The sequence below is a fragment of the Isoptericola sp. b408 genome, from assembly GCF_030588085.1.
GTDB lineage: Bacteria > Actinomycetota > Actinomycetes > Actinomycetales > Cellulomonadaceae > Isoptericola > Isoptericola sediminis.
Window position 1 is genome coordinate 575,233 of the sequence record NZ_JAUQYQ010000003.1, and the last position, 18,397, is coordinate 593,629.

Below are 18,397 nucleotides of genomic sequence, written 5' to 3' on the forward strand. Positions count from 1 at the left end.
ACGTCGGAGGCCGCGCCTAGACTCGGGGCATGCCGGACGCCGCCACCCAGAAGACCGACGACTTCGTCCACCTGCACGTCCACACCGAGTACTCGATGCTCGACGGCGCCGCGCGGATGGACGACCTGTTCTCCGAGGTCGCGCGGCTCGGCCAGAAGGCCATCGCCATCACGGACCACGGCTACCTCTTCGGCGCCTTCGACTTCTGGAGCACCGCGCAGAAGTACGGCGTCAAGCCGATCATCGGCGTCGAGGCGTACGTCACCCCCGGCACCAGCCGCCACGACCGCACGAAGGTCCAGTGGGGCGAGCAGCACCAGAAGCGCGACGACGTCTCCGCCGGCGGCGCCTACACCCACATGACGCTGTGGTCCCGGAACAACACCGGTATGCACAACCTGTTCCGGGCGTCCTCGCTGGCATCCCTCGACGGGCAGATGGGCAAGTGGCCGCGCATGGACCGCGAGCTGCTGGAGACGTACGCCGAGGGGCTGATGGCCACCACCGGCTGCCCGTCGGGCGAGATCCAGACCCGGCTCCGGCTCGGTCAGTGGGACGAGGCGGTCCGCGCGGCGGGGGAGTACCAGGACATCTTCGGCCGCGAGAACTACTTCGTGGAGCTGATGGACCACGGGATCGAGATCGAGTCCCGCACGTCGAAGCAGCTCCTGGAGCTGGCCCGGCACATCGGGGCCCCGCTGGTGGCCACCAACGACCTGCACTACACCCGCCAGGAGGACTCCCACGCCCACGAGGTGCTGCTGGCGGTCAACTCCGGGTCGACCCTGGACGAGCCCACCTACGACCAGGGCGGCAGCCGGTTCGCGTTCAGCGGCGACAACTTCTACGTCAAGTCCGGCGCCGAGATGCGCCGCCTGTTCGCCGAGATGCCCGAGGCGATCGACAACACGCTGCTCATCGCCGAGCGGTGCGAGGTCTCGTTCGACACCGGGGCGAACTACATGCCGAACTTCCCGGTGCCCGCCGGGGAGGACGAGGTCTCCTGGTTCGTCAAGGAGGTCGAGAAGGGCATGCACGTCCGGTACCCGCAAGGGGTCCCGGACGCCGTGCGCGCCCAGGCGAAGTACGAGACCGAGGTGATCGTCCAGATGGGCTTCCCCGGGTACTTCCTCGTGGTGGCCGACTTCATCAACTGGGCCAAGGAGCAGGGCATCCGCGTCGGCCCGGGCCGTGGTTCGGCCGCCGGGTCGATGGTCTCCTACGTCATGGGCATCACCGAGCTGGACCCGCTCGAGCACGGCCTGATCTTCGAGCGGTTCCTCAACCCCGAACGCGTCAGCATGCCCGACGTCGACGTCGACTTCGACGAGCGCCGGCGCTCGGAGGTCATCCGCTACGTCTCGGACAAGTACGGCGACGACCGGGTGGCGATGATCGCCACGTACGGCTCGATCAAGGCCAAGCAGGCTCTCAAGGACGCCTCCCGGGTGCTCGGGTTCCCGTTCGCGATGGGGGAGAAGCTCACCAAGGCGATGCCGCCGCCCGTGATGGGCAAGGACATCCCGCTGTCCGGCATCTTCGACCCGCAGCACGACCGGTACTCCGAGGCCGGGGAGTTCCGTCAGCTGCACGACACGGACCCCGAGGCGCAGCGCGTGGTCGAGACCGCCCGCGGCATCGAGGGGCTCAAGCGCCAGTGGGGTGTGCACGCCGCCGGTGTCATCATGTCCAGCGACCCGCTGATCGACGTCATCCCGATCATGCGGCGCCCGCAGGACGGGGCGGTGATCACGCAGTTCGACTACCCGACCTGCGAGGGTCTCGGCCTGATCAAGATGGACTTCCTGGGCCTGCGCAACCTCACGATCCTCGAGGACGCCCTGGAGATCATCGAGGCCAACGGCAAGGACCCGGTCCAGATCGAGACGATCGCCCTGGACGACAAGGCCTCCTACGAGCTGCTGGCCCGCGGGGAGACTCTCGGCGTGTTCCAGCTCGACGGCGGCCCCATGCGGTCGTTGCTGCGGCAGATGCGTCCGGACAAGTTCGACGACCTCTCGGCGGTCATCGCCCTGTACCGGCCGGGGCCGATGGGCATGAACTCGCACGTCAACTACGCGCTGCGCAAGAACGGCATGCAGAAGATCGAGCCGATCCACCCCGAGCTCGCCGAGCCGTTGTCCGAGGTGCTCGACGAGACCTACGGCCTGATCGTCTACCAGGAGCAGGTGCAGCGCGCCGCCCAGGTGCTCGCCGGGTACTCCCTGGGCCAGGCGGACCTGCTGCGCCGTGCCATGGGCAAGAAGAAGCCCGAGGTGCTGGCCAAGGAGTTCGTGAACTTCGAGGCCGGCTGCAAGGAGCGGGGCTACTCGGACGCCGCCATCCAGGCGGTGTGGGACACGCTGGTGCCGTTCGCCGGGTACGCCTTCAACAAGGCCCACTCGGCCGGCTACGGCCTGGTCGCCTACTGGACCGCCTACCTCAAGGCGAACTACCCGACCGAGTACATGGCGGGGCTCCTGCAGTCCGTGCGGGACGACAAGGACAAGATGGCGCTCTACCTCAACGAGTGCCGTCGCATGCGCATCACGGTGCTGCCGCCGGACGTCAACGACTCGGCCGCGAAGTTCACGGCCGTCGGCGAGGACATCCGGTTCGGGCTGACGGCGGTGCGCAACGTCGGTGCCAACGTCGTGGACGCGATCGTGGCGGCGCGCGAGGAGCACGGCGCGTTCACCTCGTTCACGGACTTCCTGGACAAGGTCCCGGCCGTGGTGTGCAACAAGCGCACCATCGAGTCGTTGATCAAGGCCGGCGCGTTCGACTCGCTGGGCCACCCGCGCCGGGCGCTGCTCGTGGTGCACGAGCAGGCCGTGGACTCGGTGATCTCCGTCAAGCGCAAGGAGGCCGAGGGGCAGTTCGACCTGTTCGCCGACTTCGGCGGGGCCGACGACGAGGTGGTGAGCTTCTCCGTGGACGTCCCGGACCTGCCGGACTGGGACAAGAAGCAGCGCCTGTCCTTCGAGCGGGAGATGCTCGGTCTCTACGTCTCGGACCACCCGCTGTCCGGCCTCGAGCACGTGCTGGCCCGGGCGGCGGACACGTCGATCGCCACGCTCGTCGCCGACGAGCACCGCTCCGACGGGTCGGTGGTGACCGTGGCCGGGCTGCTCACCTCCGTGCAGCGCAAGATCAGCAAGAACGGCAACCCGTGGGCAGCCGTGACCATCGAGGACCTCGACGGCGGCGTCGAGGTGATGTTCTTCGGGGAGACGTACCTCGCCTACTCCACGGTGCTCGCCGAGGACCAGGTCGTGACGATCAGGGGCCGGATCCGGCGCCGTGACGAGCAGATGCAGCTGCAGGCCCAGGAGGTCTCGCTGCCGGACACCTCCGCGGTGGCCGACGCCCCGGTGCACGTGACCGTGCCGCACACCCGCTGCGTCGAACCGGTCATGATCCGCCTGCGGGAGGTGCTGTCCACGCACCCGGGGTCCGCGCCCGTGCACGTGGCCGTCGCCGAGCCCGGGAAGAAGACGCTCGTGCAGGCCGGGGACGGGCTGCGGGTGGAGAAGTCGCCCGCCCTGTTCGGCGACCTCAAGGCGTTGCTCGGACCGAGCTGCCTGTCATGAGCGGCACCTGGGACGACGGCAGCGCCGGCGACCGCTTCCGGTTGGTGCCGGCGGCCTACCTGCTGCTGCGCCGCGAGGGTCAGGTGCTGCTCCAGCTGCGCCGCGGCACCGGCTACATGGACGGCCACTGGGCCGCCGGCGCCGCCGGGCACGTCGAGCCGGGGGAGTCCGCGGTCGCGGCGGCGGTGCGCGAGGCGGCCGAGGAGCTCGGGGTCCGGGTGGCGCCGACGGACCTCGTGCCGCTGACGGTCCAGCACCGGGGCATCCCGGGCGGGCCGGCCCTGGAGCAGCGCGTCGACTTCTACTTCGCGGCCGACCACTGGGACGACGAGCTGCAGATCCGCGAGCCGGAGCGGACCGCGGACCTGCGGTGGTTCCCGCTGGTCGCGCTGCCCGACCCGGTGGTCCCGCACGAGCTGCCGGTGCTGCGCGGCCTGCACGACGGGGTCCTGCCGGCCGTGCTCACCTTCGGTCTCTGACCGGCCGGGGGCTCGCCGGCCTCAGTGGTGGTGCCCGCGCGGTGCGTCCGGGTCGAACGGCGCAGCGCCGGGACGCGTCCACTGCGGCACCGGCCGCCCCCGGTCCGTCCACCAGGTCCCGGTGGGGTGCTGCGGCCAGCCGTCGGGGGAGTCCTCCCAGGCCTCCTGGCGGCCGTAGACCGTCAGGTCGAGCACCTGGAGCTGTGCCATGACGGCCTCGACCCCGCGGTGGGTGGTCTCGTGCGTCAGGTACACGTCCTCGCCGACCCGCAGGTAGCACGAGAGCAGGCCGCGGTCGTCGCTCAGGCCGCCGCGCACCGCCTCGTCCTCGGCCTCCTGCAGCGAGTACCAGGGCACGCGGTACCCCATGAACGCCACGTACGGCGCGACCTCGTCCCAGGGGCCCTCGCACACGACGGCGAAGGAGACGCCCCGGTGGTGGAGGTAGGCGGCGTCCTGGAGGCTCCACACGCTCGCCGTGCACCCGACGCACTGGCCCTCGACGGGGTGCCCGGCGTGCCACATGTGCTGGTAGGTCACGAGCTGGTCCCGCCCCTCGAACAGGTCCAGCAGCGTGACACGGCCGCCGGCGCCGACGAGGACCGTCGCGGGGTCGACGGCCGTCATCGGCTGTCGGCGACGCGCGGCGGCGAGCGCGTCGCCCTCCTTGGTGTGCGCCTTCTCGCGGGACAGGAGCGTCCGCCGCGCGCGCAGCCAGGTCTCGCGGTCGACGACGGCAGGGCGTCCGGGTCGGGCGGGCGCCGAGGGGTGGACGGACATCGGGGCCTCCTCGGGTGACGTGTGCAGGGTGGGACGACCGGACCCGCCGGAACTCATCGCTGCGCCGCGTAGGCTGGCGCCGATGATCCGACTCAACCCCGAACAGCTCGTCTTCGTCACCGAGCGCCACCTGGCCACGCTGACGACCCTGCGCGCGAACGGCACCCCGCACGTCGTGCCGGTCGGCTTCACCTGGGACGCCGAGCGGGGGATCGCCCGCGTCACGGCACGACGGGGGTCGGTCAAGGCCGCCAACGCGCGACGGCGCGGGCCGGACGGCGAACCGCCCCGGGCCGCGCTGTGCCAGGTCGACGGCGGGCGGTGGCTCACCCTGGAAGGCACGCTGGAGGTGGTCGAGGACCCCGACGCCGTGGCCGAGGCGGTGCGGCGCTACGCGCGTCGCTACCGGCAGGTCGCCTACGACCCGCGGCGGATCGTGCTGGAGCTCACCGTCGACCGGACCATGTCCTCGGCGTACATGGCGTCGTGAGGCGACGGGCCGCGGAGGCGGTCGACCTCAGGTTCAGGTCGAGGTCGAGGGTCACCCTCAGGTCGAGGTCGAGGGTCAGGAGACGACGACGGTCTCGTCACCCTCGGGTCCCGCGACGGTGACCCGCATGCCGCGCGTGAGCTGACGCCCACGTCGGGTCTCGACCTCGCCGTCGACGCTCACGTCGCCGTCGGCCACCAGGTCGCGGGCGTGGGTGCCCGACTCGGCCAGGCCGGCCAGCTTGAGGAACTGGCCCAGGCGGATGACGTCGTCGCGGATCGGTACCTCGATCGGGGTGTCCATGCGCCCATTGTCCGGGACGCCCGGACGTGCTGCGGCACGCCGCACCTAGACTGGTGGGGTGATCCGACGCATCGATCTTCGGGGCCGGTCCCTGTCCCGCCGTGACCTGATCGGGGTGCTGCCGCGCCCCGAGGTCGGCGTGGAGCAGGCGACCGAGGCCGTCGCTCCCGTCCTGGCCGACGTGCGGTCCCGTGGCGCTGCCGCGCTGCGCGACCTGGCCGAGCGTTTCGACGGGGTGCGTCCCGAGCATCTGCGGGTCCCGGCCGCGGCGATGCGCTCCGCGCTGGCCGAGCTCGACCCGGGTGTCCGCGCCGGGCTCGAGGAGTCGATCCGCCGGGTGCGGGCGGTGCACGCCGCCCAGGTCCCCCGGGAGCACACGACCGTGCTGGCCGACGGGGCCGAGGTGCGTCAGCGCTGGATCCCGGTGCAGCGCGTGGGCCTCTACGCGCCGGGCGGGCTGGCGGTCTACCCGTCCTCGGTGATCATGAACGTGGTCGCGGCCCAGGAGGCGGGGGTGCCGGGGCTCGCGGTCGCCTCCCCGCCGCAGCGGGACGCCGGCGGGCTGCCGCACCCGACGATCCTCGCGGCGTGCGCGCTGCTCGGGGTCGACGAGGTCTACGCGGTCGGGGGTGCCCAGGCGGTCGCCATGTTCGCCTACGGCGCGGCGGGGACCGACCCGGTCGACGGGGACGTGCTGTGCGAGCCGGTGGACGTCGTCACCGGCCCGGGCAACGTCTACGTGGCGGCGGCGAAGCGCCTGGTCCGCGGCGTCGTCGGCATCGACTCGGAGGCCGGCCCCACGGAGATCGCCGTCCTGGCGGACGACACGGCCGACGCCGGTCACGTCGCCCTGGACCTCATCAGCCAGGCCGAGCACGACCCGATGGCCGCCTCGGTGCTGGTGACGCCGTCGCCGGAGCTCGCGGGCGCCGTCGAGGCGAAGCTGACCGACCTCGCGGACGCCACGAAGCACACCGAACGAGTGACCACCGCGCTGTCCGGTCCGCAGTCGGCCGTCGTGCTCGTCGACGACCTCGAGCAGGGGCTCGCGGTGGTGGACGCCTACGGTGCCGAGCACCTGGAGATCCAGACGGTCGACGCCGCCGCGTGGGCCGAGCGGGTGCGGTCGGCGGGGGCGATCTTCGTCGGGCCCTACTCGCCGGTCTCCCTCGGCGACTACCTGGCGGGGTCGAACCACGTGCTGCCCACGGGCGGGACGGCGCACTTCGCCAGCGGGCTCGGCGTGCACGCGTTCCTGAAGTCGGTGCAGGTGATCGAGTACGACCGGGACGCCCTGGCGGAGGTGGCCGACCGGATCGTCGCGGTCGCCGACGACGAGGACCTGCCGGCGCACGGCGAGGCGGTCCGCGGGCGCTTCTGAGCGGCCCGGCGCGCATCGCGACCGGTGTGATGGCTCGCGAAATAGTGTGCCAAGCGGTCGACGACACCCCGGCGCCGGGCGTCGGTGGGGCGTGACAGCATGGACGCCATGCCCACCGTCCCGCCCCGCGTCGACCCGCTCGAGATCGGCGGACTGGTGGGGGCCACGACCTTCCGCCGCGCCCAGGGCTACGAGCGCGGCGGCATGGTCGTCTCCTGGAGCTGGGACGACGAGGCCCGGGTCCTCGCAGCGCGGGTCGCCGGCAGCGCGGTGCGGCCGTACGGGTGCCGCATCCGGTTCACCGTCGACGCCGACGGCCGGTACGCGGTCGACGAGGCGTCGTGCAGCTGCCCGGTCGCGACGGACTGCAAGCACGTGGCGGCAGCCCTGCTGCACGTGGGCCGGCACGGCGCGGACGGCCCCGGAGGACAGGACGCGCCGGGAGGATGGCGCGGTCGGCTCGCCGCGGTGACGTCGGCCGGACCCGACCCGGCGAGCGCCGGCGCCGTCCTGCCGGTCGGCCTGCGGTTCCGGCTGGACGGGGCCTTCGCCGAGGCACCCCCCGAGCTGTCCGTGCGACCGGTCGTCCCGGCCCGCAACGGCGGGTGGAAGACGGCACCGGAGGCCGGCTGGGAGGCGCTGGCCCGGGGCCTGTACGCCTTCGCCGACGTCCGGGCCACGCCTACCCCCGCGGTGCGGCGCTGGTTCGCCGACCTCGGGGCCGCGCTCAGCGACGGCGTCACCCGCAGCCGCGAGGCCTGGCGACCGCTGGCCACGGCAGGACGAGGGCTCTGGCCGCTGCTGGCCGAGGCCGCCGAGCTGCAGATCCCCCTGGTGGGGCAGGGGAGCCGCGACGAGGTGCTGCTGGGGCGCACGGCCTCCCTGCGGCTGACCGCCCGGTCCGTCGCGGACGGCGTCCGGCTGGACCCCGTGGTGTCGGTCGACGGCGAGGACGTCGTGGGACCCGAGCGTCAGGGTGCCGTCGGCACCAGCGGGCTGTTCACGGTCGAGACCCGCGGCGGCCGCACGCTGCTGCGCCTCGCGCCCACCGGCGCCCGGCTGACCGACGGTGCGCGCGAGCTCGTCGGTGGCGGGTCGCTGGACGTGCCGGCCGCCGACGTCGACGAGCTGGTCGGCGAGCACCTGCCCGCCCTGCGTCGTGCCGTCACCGTCGTCTCCGACGGCAGCGTCGAGCTGCCCGAACCCGCACGGCCGGTGCTCGTGGCCCGCGCCGACTTCGACTCCCCGCAGCGCGCCGTCGTGCGCTGGTCGTGGCGGTACCCGCGCCCGGCCGGTGCGCCTCGCGAGGTGCCGCTGGACGGTGCGGCGCACGACCCCTCCCGTGGACGCGAGGCCGAGGACGAGATCCGGGCCGCTGCCGTCGCGGCCGTGCGCGGACTGGCCGGGTTCGAGCGCTTCGAGATCGCCCGGCAGCAGACGTACACCGGCCTGGAGGCCCTCGACCTCGCCGGTGAGGTGCTGCCCGCCCTGGCCGGCGCCGGTGTCGTCGTCGAGGCGCCCGACGTCCCCGACTACCAGCACCTGGACGCCCCGCCCCGGGTCGTGGTCGACGGCGCCGCGTCCGGCGACGCGGACTGGCTCGACCTCGGGATCTCCGTCACGGTGGCAGGCCGGGAGGTTCCCTTCACCCGCCTGTTCACGGCGCTGGTCCGCGGGCAGAAGCGTCTGCTGCTCACGGACGGCTCCTGGTTGCGGCTGAACCACGCCTCGTTGCGTCGCCTGCGGAACCTCGTCGACGAGGCCTCCGCCCTCGAGGACGTGCCCGGCCGGCTGCGGGTCAGCCGGTACGACGCCGAGCTATGGGGGGAGCTGGAGGACCTCGCCGACTCCGTCGACGTGTCCGCGCGGTGGCGGCGGACCGTGGCGGACCTGCGTCTCCTCGCTGCCGGCGACCGGACCGTGGCACCGGTGCCCGCGCCGCCCGGACTGTGCGCCGAGCTGCGGCCGTACCAGCACCGCGCGTACGAGTGGCTGAGCTTCCTGCACGGCCACGGGCTGGGCGGGATCCTCGCCGACGACATGGGCCTCGGCAAGACGCTCGAGGTCCTCGCCTTCGTGGCCGGGGTCCGGGTACGGGCCGAGGACGGCCCGCGTCGACCGTTCGTCGTGGTGGCTCCCGCCTCCGTCGTCGGGAACTGGGTCGACGAGGCCGCACGCTTCACCCCGGACCTGCGCGTCGTGCCCGTCCCGTCGACCACGAAGAAGCTCGGCCGGTCCCTGGCCGACCTCACCGACGGGGCCGACGTCGTCGTGGTCTCCTACGCCGTCTTCCGGCTGGACGTCGCCGCCTTCGAGGGACGCCCGTGGGCCGGGCTGGTCCTGGACGAGGCGCAGTTCGCGAAGAACCCCCGGACGCGGGCCCACCAGACCGCCCGCCGGCTCGACGCCCCCTTCAAGCTCGCCGTCACGGGCACCCCGCTGGAGAACAACCTCACCGAGCTGTGGGCGATGCTCGCGATCGTCGCCCCGGGGCTGTACCCGTCGTCGCACCGGTTCCGCGCCGAGGTGGTGCGACCGGTCGAGGCCGCAGCACGCGACGACGACCCGCAGGTCGTGGCCGCCGGGAACCGTGCGCTCGGGAGGCTGCAGCGTCGGCTGCGCACCCTCATGCTGCGCCGCACCAAGGAGCAGGTCGCCCCCGAGCTGCCCGCCCGGACCGAGCAGGTGCTGCGGGTCCCGCTCACCGCCGACCACCGCAAGATCTACGACACCCACCTGCAACGGGAACGGCAGCGCCTGCTCGGGCTGCTCACCGACTTCGAGGCCAACCGCGCCGCGATCTTCCGGTCGCTGACCACGCTGCGGCGGCTGGCGCTGGACGCCGCCCTCGTCGACGACGCCTACGCCGGGGTGACGTCGGCCAAGCTCGACCTCGTGGTGGACCAGCTCGTCGAGCTCGTCGCCGAGGGTCACCGGGCGCTCGTCTTCTCCCAGTTCCCCTCCTTCCTGCGCCGGGTGGCCGCCCGGTGCGCCCAGGCCGGGCTGGCGACCGTGTCCCTCGACGGCAGCACCCGCGACCGTGCCGGGGTGATCGCCGGGTTCAAGGCCGGCGAGGCACCGGTGTTCCTCATCAGCCTCAAGGCGGGCGGGTTCGGGCTGAACCTCACCGAGGCCGACCACGTCTACCTGCTGGACCCGTGGTGGAACCCGGCCGCCGAGGCCCAGGCGATCGACCGCACCCACCGGATCGGCCAGACCCGGCCGGTGCAGGTCACCCGACTGGTCGCGGCCGACACCATCGAGGAGAAGGTCATGGCGCTCGCGCGGCGCAAGGCCGCGCTGTTCGACGCCGTGGTCGACGACGCCGCCGGGCGGTTCGCCGGGGTCCTGGACGCCGACGACGTCCGGGGCCTGCTGGGGGCGTAGGCCGGCCGGGAACCCTCAGCGCACGCCGAGCACGAACGGGTGCACGGCCGCTGCGCCCGCCTGACGCAGCAGCCGGGCCGCGACGGTGAGCGTCCACCCGGAGTCGGTCCAGTCGTCCACCAGGAGCACGCGGCGACCGGGCAGGCCGGACAACGCCGCCTCGTTGAGCTCCAGCCGCAGCCGTCGGGCCACGCCGGCGAGGCGCATCGCGGAGTTGACGTCGTGCCGTCCGGGCTCCTCGGCGCCCGGCGCCGGGCCGACGGCCCCGATCAGCGGCACGCCCAGATAGGCGGCCAGGCCGTGGGCCAGGTGGTACGTCAGCTGCGGCCGTGTGACGGAGCGCACGGCGACGACGCCCTCCACGACGACCGGGCGCTCCCCGCCCTCCTGGGCGGCGTCGCCGTGCAGGGCGTCCCAGTCGTCCAGCACGCGTGCCGCCGCGCCGCGCAGGGCGACCGGGGTCTCGCCGTCGGGCGTCGTGGGGGCGAACAGGTCGCGGACCGGGTTGGACCAGCCGAGACCGTCGAACCGTGCCACGGCCCGTCCGGGCTCGGCGCGCTCGCCGGGGTCGATCTTGCCCTTGAGGTCCAGCCCGAGGGTGGACAGCCCCGAGGGCCACATCTTGCGCGGCTCGACGCCGACGCCGGGTCGGTCCATCTCCGAGCGCGCCTCGGCGACGGTGTCGTCCGCGGGGGGCGGCGGCAGCGTCACGCCCCCGCAGCGGTCGCAGCGCCCGCAGCTCCACCCGTCGGGCAGCTGCGGGTCGTCCAGCTGCTCCCGCAGGAACCGCATGCGACAGCCCGGGGTCGCGATGAAGTCGAGCATCGCCTGCTGCTCACGGTGGCGGGTCTCCGCCACGCGGGCGTAGCGCTGCGCGTCGTAGACCCACTCGGCGCCGGTCGCGACCCAGCCGCCCTGCACGCGGCGCACGGCGCCGTCGACGTCGAGGACCTTGAGCATCGTCTCCAGGCGTGACCGCTTGAGGTCGACGTGCGTCTCCAGCGCGGCCGTCGAGAGCGGGGCCCCGGCGTCGGACAGTGCGGCGAGGGTGGCGCGGACCTGGTGCTCCGCCGGAAAGGCCTGCGACCCGAACCAGTCCCAGATGGCCTTGTCCTCGTGGCCGGGCAGCAGCACGACCACGGCGTCGTCGACGCCGCGGCCGGCGCGGCCGACCTGCTGGTAGTACGCGATCGGCGAGGACGGTGCGCCCACGTGCACGACGAAGGCCAGGTCGGGCTTGTCGAAGCCCATGCCGAGCGCCGAGGTCGCCACGAGCGCCTTGACCTCGTTGGTCTTGAGGTCCTCCTCGAGCTGGGCGCGCTGGGTCGGGTCGGTGCGTCCTGTGTAGGCCGCGACGGCGAGTCCGGCGGACCGGAGCTGGGCGGTGATCTCCTCCGCCGCCGAGACGGTCAGGCAGTACACGATCCCCGACCCGTCGATCTCCTGCAGCGCCTCGACGAGCCAGGCCACGCGGGTGGGCTGGTCGCCGAGCTCGAGCACCGCCAGGTGCAGTGACTCGCGGTCGAGCCCGCCGCGCAGCACCAGGACGTCGTCGCTGGTGGCGAGCGTGCCGTCGGCGCTCGCGACCCCCTCGCCGTGGACGGCCATCTGCTCGGCGACGTCCCGGGTGACCCGTTCGTTCGCGGTGGCCGTGGTCGCGAGCACCGGGATGCCCGGCGGCAGGTCGGCGAGCAGCGTGCGGATGCGCCGGTAGTCCGGACGGAAGTCGTGGCCCCAGTCGGAGATGCAGTGGGCCTCGTCCACGACGACCAGGCCGGCGTCCGCCGCGAGCCGCGGCAGCACCTCGTCGCGGAAGGCCGGGTTGTTCAGCCGCTCCGGCGAGCACAGCAGCACGTCCACCTCGCCGGCGGCGATCTGGGCGTGGATCGCGTCCCACTCGGTGACGTTCGAGGAGTTGATCGTCACGGCGTGGATGCCGGCCCGGTCGGCCGCCGCGATCTGGTCGCGCATGAGCGCCAGCAGCGGGGAGACGATGACCGTCGGCCCGGCGCCGCGTGCCCGCAGCAGCTGCGTGGCGACGAAGTACACGGCGGACTTGCCCCAGCCGGTGCGCTGCACCACCAGCGCCCGGCGATGGAACGCGACGAGGGCCTCGATCGCGGTCCACTGGTCCTCGCGCAGCACGGCGTCGTCGCGGCCGACCAGGGCCCGCAGCGCGGCGGCGGCCTCGTCGCGCAGGGTGCTCGAGCCGTCGGCGCCGCCGGCGGTGTCCATCAGGCCGCGCAGCATCGCCAGCTTGGCCCGCCGCGTCGCCTCGGCGCGGTCAGCGCCCGCGGACGAGCCGGGGGCCGCACCGGGTGCGGGAGCGGCCGCGGGACGGGCCAGGTGGGCGTCCGCCGGCGGCCCGCTCTCGTCGTCCGGCGGCGGGGCGTCGTCGTCCGGCGGCACGTCGGCGTCCGTCCAGACGGGCTCGAGGTCGGCGTACGGGTCGTCGGCGGAGGTCACCCTGCGATCGTAGGGGGCGACGGCGACAGCACGGGTGCCGGTCCACAGCCTCAGCGGCGCTGCTCGCGCAGCAGCGCGACCGTGGAGGCGACCACGGCGAGGACCTCGGCGACCGCGGCGATGGTCTCGTCCCGGCCGAACATCAGCGGTCCGGACACGTCGAAGAACCCGACCGTGCCGGAGGCCACGAACGCCAGCAGGGTGGTCGCGCCGAACACGATGCCGCCGACCAGCGGGAGCCAGCGCCGCCAGACGACGAGCAGCACCGCCAGCACGGCCCCGCCGGCGGCGTTGAGGAGGAACAGCGGCCCGACCACGTCCAGGTCCTGGTACCCCTGGTTCCACAGCAGGAGGTGCACGACCGCCGAGGCGGCCACGCCGACGGCGGCCGCCGAGCGCCAGAACCAGGCGACGTGCGTGCCGGACACGCCGTGCTTCGCTGGCACCGGCCCGCTGGGTGCGTCCATGATGGTCATGCTGCCACCGGAACGTGAGATCCGTCACCCCTGACACCCGAGGAGTCGCCATGACGCCGTCCACCCCGCCCTGCTGCTCGCGCCGTCAGCTCCTGCGCGGTGCCGGTGCCGCCGCCGGCGTCGCGGTCGCCGGCGGGGTGCTCGTGGCCTGCAGCGAGGGCACCGACCCCGGCGCGTCCGCGGACGACGCCGCCTCGTCCGGCGCGGGCGAGGCGGTCGTCGCGCTCGCCGACGTCCCGGTGGGAGGCGCCGTGAGCGCCGAGGTCGGGGGAGTGCCGGTCCTGGTGACCCAGCCCGCGGAGGGCGAGGTGCACGTCTTCAGCGCGGTGTGCACGCACCAGGGGTGCACCGTCACCCCGGGCGACGGTGTGCTCGAGTGCCCCTGCCACCGGTCCGTCTTCGCCCTCGACGACGCCGCGGTGCAGTCCGGCCCGGCTCCCGAGCCGCTGGCCGAGATCGCGGTCGAGGTGTCCGGGGGCGACGTCGTGGTCGTCTGACAGTTCGTAGACTGGGGCGGTGACCACCCCCGACGCGCCGGCCCTGCCGCTGCGCCCCGAGCTCGCCGACCAGGTGCCGTACGGCGCCCCGCAGCTCGACGTCCCCGTGCTGCTGAACGTCAACGAGAACCCGTACCCGCCCTCCGAGGAGGTCGTGGCCGGCATCGCCGCCGGCGTCGCCGACGCCGCGCGCTCGCTGAACCGCTACCCCGACCGCGACTTCCCGGCGCTGCGCCAGGACCTGGCGGACTACCTCGCCGTGGAGTCCGGCGTCCGGGTCGCACCCGAGCAGGTGTGGGCGGCCAACGGGTCGAACGAGGTCATGCTGCACCTGCTGCAGGCGTTCGGCGGCCCGGGTCGCACGGCGCTGTCCTTCGCCCCGACCTACTCCATGTACCCGGAGTACGCGCGGGACACGCACACCCGGTGGGTGACCGGTCGCCGGGCCGAGGACTTCACGATCGACGCGACCACGGCCGTGGCCACGATCGAGGCCGAGCAGCCCTCCGTGATCCTGCTGGCGAGCCCCAACAACCCGACCGGGACCGCGCTGCCGCGCGCCACCCTCGAGGTGGTCCTGGAGGCCGCGGCACGGATCCCCGCCGTGGTCGTCGTCGACGAGGCCTACGCCGAGTTCCGACGTGCCGGGACGCCGTCCGCGCTGGAGCTGGTGGACACCTACCCGCACCTGGCGGTGACGCGCACCATGTCCAAGGCCTTCGCGGCGGCCGGTCTGCGCCTCGGCTACCTCGCCGCGTCGGCACCGCTCGTCGACGCCCTGCGGGTGGTCCGTCTGCCGTACCACCTGTCGGCCGTGACCCAGGCCGCCGCCCGGGCCGCGCTGTCCTACCGCGACCTCCTGCTGGCTCAGGTGGCGGACCTGCGTGCGCAGCGGGACGCGCTCGTGGCATGGTTGCGTCGGCAGCACAGCGCCGGTCGTCCGGTGCAGGTGGCCGAGAGCGACGCCAACTTCGTGCTCTTCGGGACCTTCGCCGACCGGCACGCGGTCTGGCAGGGGCTGCTGGACCGCGGTGTGCTGATCCGCGAGACCGGGCCGGACGGCTGGCTGCGGGTCTCGGTCGGCACCCGGGAGGAGACCCAGGCGTTCCAGGACGCGCTGACCGACGTGATCGCCGAACAGGAGCAGGGATGACAGGCCGCACCGCGCGCATCGAGCGCGCCACGAGCGAGTCGACCGTCGTCGTCGAGCTGGACCTCGACGGGGCCGGGCGCACCGACATCTCCACGACGGTGCCGTTCTACGACCACATGCTCACCGCGCTGGGCAAGCACTCGCTGATCGACCTGACGGTGCGCGCCACCGGCGACACCGACATCGACGCGCACCACACCGTGGAGGACACCGCGATCGTCCTCGGCGAGGCGCTCAAGCAGGCCCTCGGCGACAAGAAGGGCATCGCGCGCTTCGGCGACGCCCTCGTCCCCCTCGACGAGGCCCTCGCCCAGGCCGTGGTGGACGTCTCCGGCCGTCCGTACCTCGTGCACTCCGGGGAGCCGGCCGGGCAGGAGTACCACCTGATCGGCGGGCACTTCACGGGATCCCTGACCCGGCACGTGCTCGAGTCGATCGCCCACCACGCGGACATCTGCCTCCACGTGCGTGTCCTGGCCGGTCGGGACCCGCACCACATCGTCGAGGCCCAGTTCAAGGCCCTGGCCCGTGCGCTGCGGGCCGCCGTCGCGCTCGACCCACGGGTCGAGGGCATCCCGTCGACCAAGGGAGCGCTGTAGGTGCCCAACTTCCCCGAATCCGACCGGCCCGGCCTGTCCGGGTCGTCCGAGCCCGAGCTGCCGGAGGGCCTGGAGATCCCGGACGACCTGTCGGCTCTGACCGGTTCCGACGAGCCCGAGATCGCGGTGCTCATCACCCAGGTCGCCGACGCCGAGGCGCTCGCGGCGGCCTGTGTGCTGGCCCAGATCGAGGTCGACGCCGTGCCGACGCCGGTCGGCGCGCTGGCGGTCCTGCGCGACCGCTCCGGCGAGGCCCCGCGCGCCGCGGCGGCCCGCATCTCGCAGGTCGTCAAGGGGGTGCCCCTCGTGCTGGTGACGCGGGACGGCGAGCAGCTCACCTGCCGCCGCTACACCGACGGCGCCGACGACGGCGAGCTGCCGCCCGGGCTGGTTCTCGGCGGCGCGCCCGAGGCGCTGGAGGACCTGCTCACCGGCCACCTCTCGCTCGACGAGCTGCCCGGCGTGGTGTCCTCGGACGGGATCGGCCGACTCAAGGCCGTCCGGATGCTCTCGGCCGTGTCCCGCAAGGCCCGGAAGAAGAAGTGATGGGCGCCTCCGAGACCCCCGAGCTGCTGCCCGAGGGAGGTGCCTCCGCCGAGCTCAACGCACGGCCCGTCCCCGCCGCCCGGTCGTCGCACCGTCCGGGCGTCGTGGTCCTCGACTACGGGTTCGGCAACGTGCGCTCCGCGGTCCGTGCCCTCGAGCGTGTCGGCGCGGAGGTCGAGCTGACCGCCGACCGGCACGCGGCCGGGGAGGCCGACGGGCTGGTGGTCCCGGGCGTGGGCGCCTTCGCGGCGTGCATGGCGGGCCTGCGCGAGGTGCGCGGCGACCAGGTCGTCGACCGACGCCTCGCCGGCGGGCGCCCCGTGCTGGGCATCTGCGTGGGCATGCAGGTCATGTTCGACGCGGGCGTCGAGCACGGTGTGCGCACGGAGGGCCTGGGGGAGTGGCGTGGCGTCGTCGAGCGTCTGGACGCGCCGGTCGTGCCCCACATGGGGTGGTCCCGCGTGGAGGCCGCGACCGGCTCGACGCTGTTCCGCGGCGTCGAGGACGAACGCTTCTACTTCGTCCACTCCTACGCGGCGCAGTCGTTCACCCAGGGTCACGACGACGACGCCGACCCGCGCTTCACCCCGCCGCTCGTCACGTGGTCGTCGCACGGACCGGCGGACTCGCCGGCGCGGTTCGTCGCGGCCGTCGAGGACGGCCCGCTGTCCGCCACGCAGTTCCACCCCGAGAAGTCCGGCGACGCCGGCGCCACCCTGCTCGAGAACTGGGTGCGCTCGCTCTGATCGTCCTCTCCCACCACGACTGGAGAACTCCCGCATGACCGAACGACTGGTGCTGCTGCCCGCCGTCGACGTCGCGGACGGCCAGGCCGTCCGTCTCGTCCAGGGCGAGGCCGGCTCGGAGACCTCGTACGGCGACCCGCTGTCCGCCGCCCTCGACTGGCAGGAGGGCGGTGCCGAATGGATCCACCTGGTCGACCTCGACGCCGCCTTCGGCCGCGGCTCGAACGCCGACCTGCTGGGCCGCGTGGTCCAGGAGGTCGACGTGCAGGTCGAGCTGTCCGGCGGCATCCGCGACGAAGCCTCCCTCGAACGCGCCCTGGCCACCGGCGCCCGGCGCGTCAACATCGGCACCGCCGCGCTGGAGGACCCGGCCTGGACCGCCCGCGTCATCGCCGAGCACGGCGACGCCGTGGCCGTCGGCCTGGACGTGCGGGGCACGACCCTGGCGGCCCGCGGCTGGACCCGTGACGGCGGTGACCTGTGGGAGGTGCTCGAGCGGCTCGACGCGGCCGGCTGCGCCCGCTACGTCGTCACCGACGTCACCAAGGACGGGACGCTGCGCGGCCCCAACGTGGACCTGCTGCGGGAGGTCGCCGCGCGCACCCCGGCCAAGGTCGTCGCCTCGGGCGGGATCTCGTCCCTGGACGACCTCGCCGCGCTGCGGACCCTCACCGGTGACGGTGTCGAGGGTGCGGTCGTCGGCAAGGCGCTGTACGCGGGGGCGTTCACGCTGCCCGAGGCGCTCGACGTGGCGGGCCGGCCATGAGGTCGATCCAGCCCACGAGCCAGTTCGCCGGCGACGACGGGTCCGCGGACGCCGAGCTGGTGCGTCGCCTCGAGGGGTGGCGCGCTGGGACGACACCGCTGCGCGAGGTCGTCGCCCGGCTCGCCGAGACGCGTGTGCTCGTCCCGGTCCTCGCGGAGGTCGAGTCGCAGGGCACCGTCGAGCACGACGGCGCCGAGCTCGCGGTCGACAAGGAGGCCTCGGCGGGCGTCGTCGCCCTCGAGTCGCCCGACGGTCGCCGCGCCCTGCCGATCTTCTCCTCCGTGGCGGCCATGCAGGCCTGGCGGGCCGATGCGCGGCCGGTGCCCGCCGAGGCGGCCCGCGCCGCCCTGTCGGCCGTGGACGAGAAGTGGTCGCTGCTGGTGCTGGACCCTGCCGGACCGGTCACCGCCCTGGTGCCCCGGCCCGCCGTCTGGGCGCTCGCCCAGGGTGTGGAGTGGCGCCCGGCGCTGGTGCCCACCGACGACGGGCTGGAGGTCGACGCCGAGGTGGCCCGGGCCATCGCGGACGCCGCCGCCCCGGTGCAGCACGTCGTGCGCGCGACGGCGCTGCCCGGCCGGTCGGCGGAGGTGGCGGTGCGCCTGGAGCTGAACCCCGGGCTCGACCGCGCGGGCCTCGACGCGGTGCTCGGCCAGGTCAACGCGCGGCTCGCCGCCGCCACGGTGGTGGCCGAGCGCGTGGACTCCCTCGAGCTGCGCATCGCCGCCGCTCGCTGAG

General features: G+C 73.9%; 16 protein-coding genes. 12 read left to right on the plus strand and 4 right to left on the minus strand.

All coding sequences use genetic code 11. From position 1 onward, the window contains the following. The first annotated feature begins 29 nt into the window (after nt 1-29). Nucleotides 30-3,593: a DNA polymerase III subunit alpha gene (gene dnaE / locus Q6347_RS11320; protein WP_171247727.1), complete on the plus strand. Its 3,564-nt coding sequence runs from the start codon at nt 30-32 to the stop codon at nt 3,591-3,593. Next, nucleotides 3,590-4,072 (plus strand): NUDIX domain-containing protein, encoded by a 483-nt coding sequence (locus Q6347_RS11325; RefSeq protein ID WP_304607388.1) that lies wholly within the window; start codon nt 3,590-3,592, stop codon nt 4,070-4,072. Before dnaE ends, Q6347_RS11325 begins: the two co-directional genes overlap by 4 nt. Nucleotides 4,073-4,093: 21 nt before the next feature. Here Q6347_RS11325 and Q6347_RS11330 read toward each other — a convergent pair whose 3' ends face one another. After that, the gene (locus Q6347_RS11330) at nt 4,094-4,852 is read right to left on the minus strand and encodes a DUF899 family protein (protein WP_304603738.1); all 759 of its coding nucleotides are present in this window, start codon (nt 4,850-4,852) and stop codon (nt 4,094-4,096) included. An 82-nt stretch (nt 4,853-4,934) separates the two neighbouring features. On the opposite strand from Q6347_RS11330, the gene Q6347_RS11335 reads away from it, so the two are divergent. Then, a complete protein-coding gene (locus tag Q6347_RS11335) occupies nt 4,935-5,342 on the plus strand; it encodes a pyridoxamine 5'-phosphate oxidase family protein (protein WP_304603739.1) in 408 nt (135 codons plus the stop codon). A gap of 75 nt (nt 5,343-5,417) precedes the next feature. On the opposite strand, the gene Q6347_RS11340 is transcribed toward Q6347_RS11335, so the two are convergent. After that, the gene (locus Q6347_RS11340; protein WP_304603740.1) at nt 5,418-5,645 is read right to left on the minus strand and encodes an RNA-binding S4 domain-containing protein; all 228 of its coding nucleotides are present in this window, start codon (nt 5,643-5,645) and stop codon (nt 5,418-5,420) included. Between the two features lie 58 nt (nt 5,646-5,703). Between Q6347_RS11340 and hisD the strand changes: the two genes are divergently transcribed. After that, a complete protein-coding gene (hisD, locus tag Q6347_RS11345) occupies nt 5,704-7,026 on the plus strand; it encodes a histidinol dehydrogenase (protein ID WP_304603741.1) in 1,323 nt (440 codons plus the stop codon). A gap of 108 nt (nt 7,027-7,134) precedes the next feature. Continuing rightward, nucleotides 7,135-10,413: a DEAD/DEAH box helicase gene (locus Q6347_RS11350; protein WP_304607389.1), complete on the plus strand. Its 3,279-nt coding sequence runs from the start codon at nt 7,135-7,137 to the stop codon at nt 10,411-10,413. 15 nt (nt 10,414-10,428) lie between these two features. On the opposite strand, the gene Q6347_RS11355 is transcribed toward Q6347_RS11350, so the two are convergent. Continuing rightward, nucleotides 10,429-12,663 (minus strand): RecQ family ATP-dependent DNA helicase, encoded by a 2,235-nt coding sequence (locus tag Q6347_RS11355; protein WP_304607421.1) that lies wholly within the window; start codon nt 12,661-12,663, stop codon nt 10,429-10,431. A gap of 266 nt (nt 12,664-12,929) precedes the next feature. Further along, the gene (locus Q6347_RS11360) at nt 12,930-13,346 is read right to left on the minus strand and encodes a hypothetical protein (protein WP_304607390.1); all 417 of its coding nucleotides are present in this window, start codon (nt 13,344-13,346) and stop codon (nt 12,930-12,932) included. 59 nt (nt 13,347-13,405) lie between these two features. Between Q6347_RS11360 and Q6347_RS11365 the strand changes: the two genes are divergently transcribed. Genes Q6347_RS11365 through Q6347_RS11395 form a run of 7 tightly spaced genes read left to right on the plus strand, consistent with a single transcriptional unit; the run spans nt 13,406 to nt 18,396 of the window. Continuing rightward, the gene (locus Q6347_RS11365; protein ID WP_171247720.1) at nt 13,406-13,852 is read left to right on the plus strand and encodes a ubiquinol-cytochrome c reductase iron-sulfur subunit; all 447 of its coding nucleotides are present in this window, start codon (nt 13,406-13,408) and stop codon (nt 13,850-13,852) included. Between the two features lie 19 nt (nt 13,853-13,871). Then, the gene (locus tag Q6347_RS11370) at nt 13,872-15,005 is read left to right on the plus strand and encodes a histidinol-phosphate transaminase (RefSeq protein WP_304603744.1); all 1,134 of its coding nucleotides are present in this window, start codon (nt 13,872-13,874) and stop codon (nt 15,003-15,005) included. Beyond that, entirely contained in the window at nt 15,002-15,604 is a 603-nt protein-coding gene (gene hisB / locus Q6347_RS11375; protein ID WP_171247718.1) for an imidazoleglycerol-phosphate dehydratase HisB, read from the plus strand. Before Q6347_RS11370 ends, hisB begins: the two co-directional genes overlap by 4 nt. Continuing rightward, nucleotides 15,605-16,150 (plus strand): hypothetical protein, encoded by a 546-nt coding sequence (locus Q6347_RS11380; protein ID WP_304607391.1) that lies wholly within the window; start codon nt 15,605-15,607, stop codon nt 16,148-16,150. It abuts the gene before it with no gap. Continuing rightward, a complete protein-coding gene (gene hisH / locus Q6347_RS11385) occupies nt 16,150-16,896 on the plus strand; it encodes an imidazole glycerol phosphate synthase subunit HisH (protein WP_304607392.1) in 747 nt (248 codons plus the stop codon). Before Q6347_RS11380 ends, hisH begins: the two co-directional genes overlap by 1 nt. A gap of 34 nt (nt 16,897-16,930) precedes the next feature. After that, complete coding sequence (gene priA, locus Q6347_RS11390; RefSeq protein ID WP_304607393.1) at nt 16,931-17,662, plus strand: bifunctional 1-(5-phosphoribosyl)-5-((5-phosphoribosylamino)methylideneamino)imidazole-4-carboxamide isomerase/phosphoribosylanthranilate isomerase PriA; 732 nt, start codon at nt 16,931-16,933, stop codon at nt 17,660-17,662. Further along, a complete protein-coding gene (locus Q6347_RS11395) occupies nt 17,659-18,396 on the plus strand; it encodes an SseB family protein (RefSeq protein WP_304607394.1) in 738 nt (245 codons plus the stop codon). The genes priA and Q6347_RS11395 overlap by 4 nt, the downstream gene beginning before the upstream one ends. Nucleotide 18,397 lies beyond the last annotated feature (1 nt).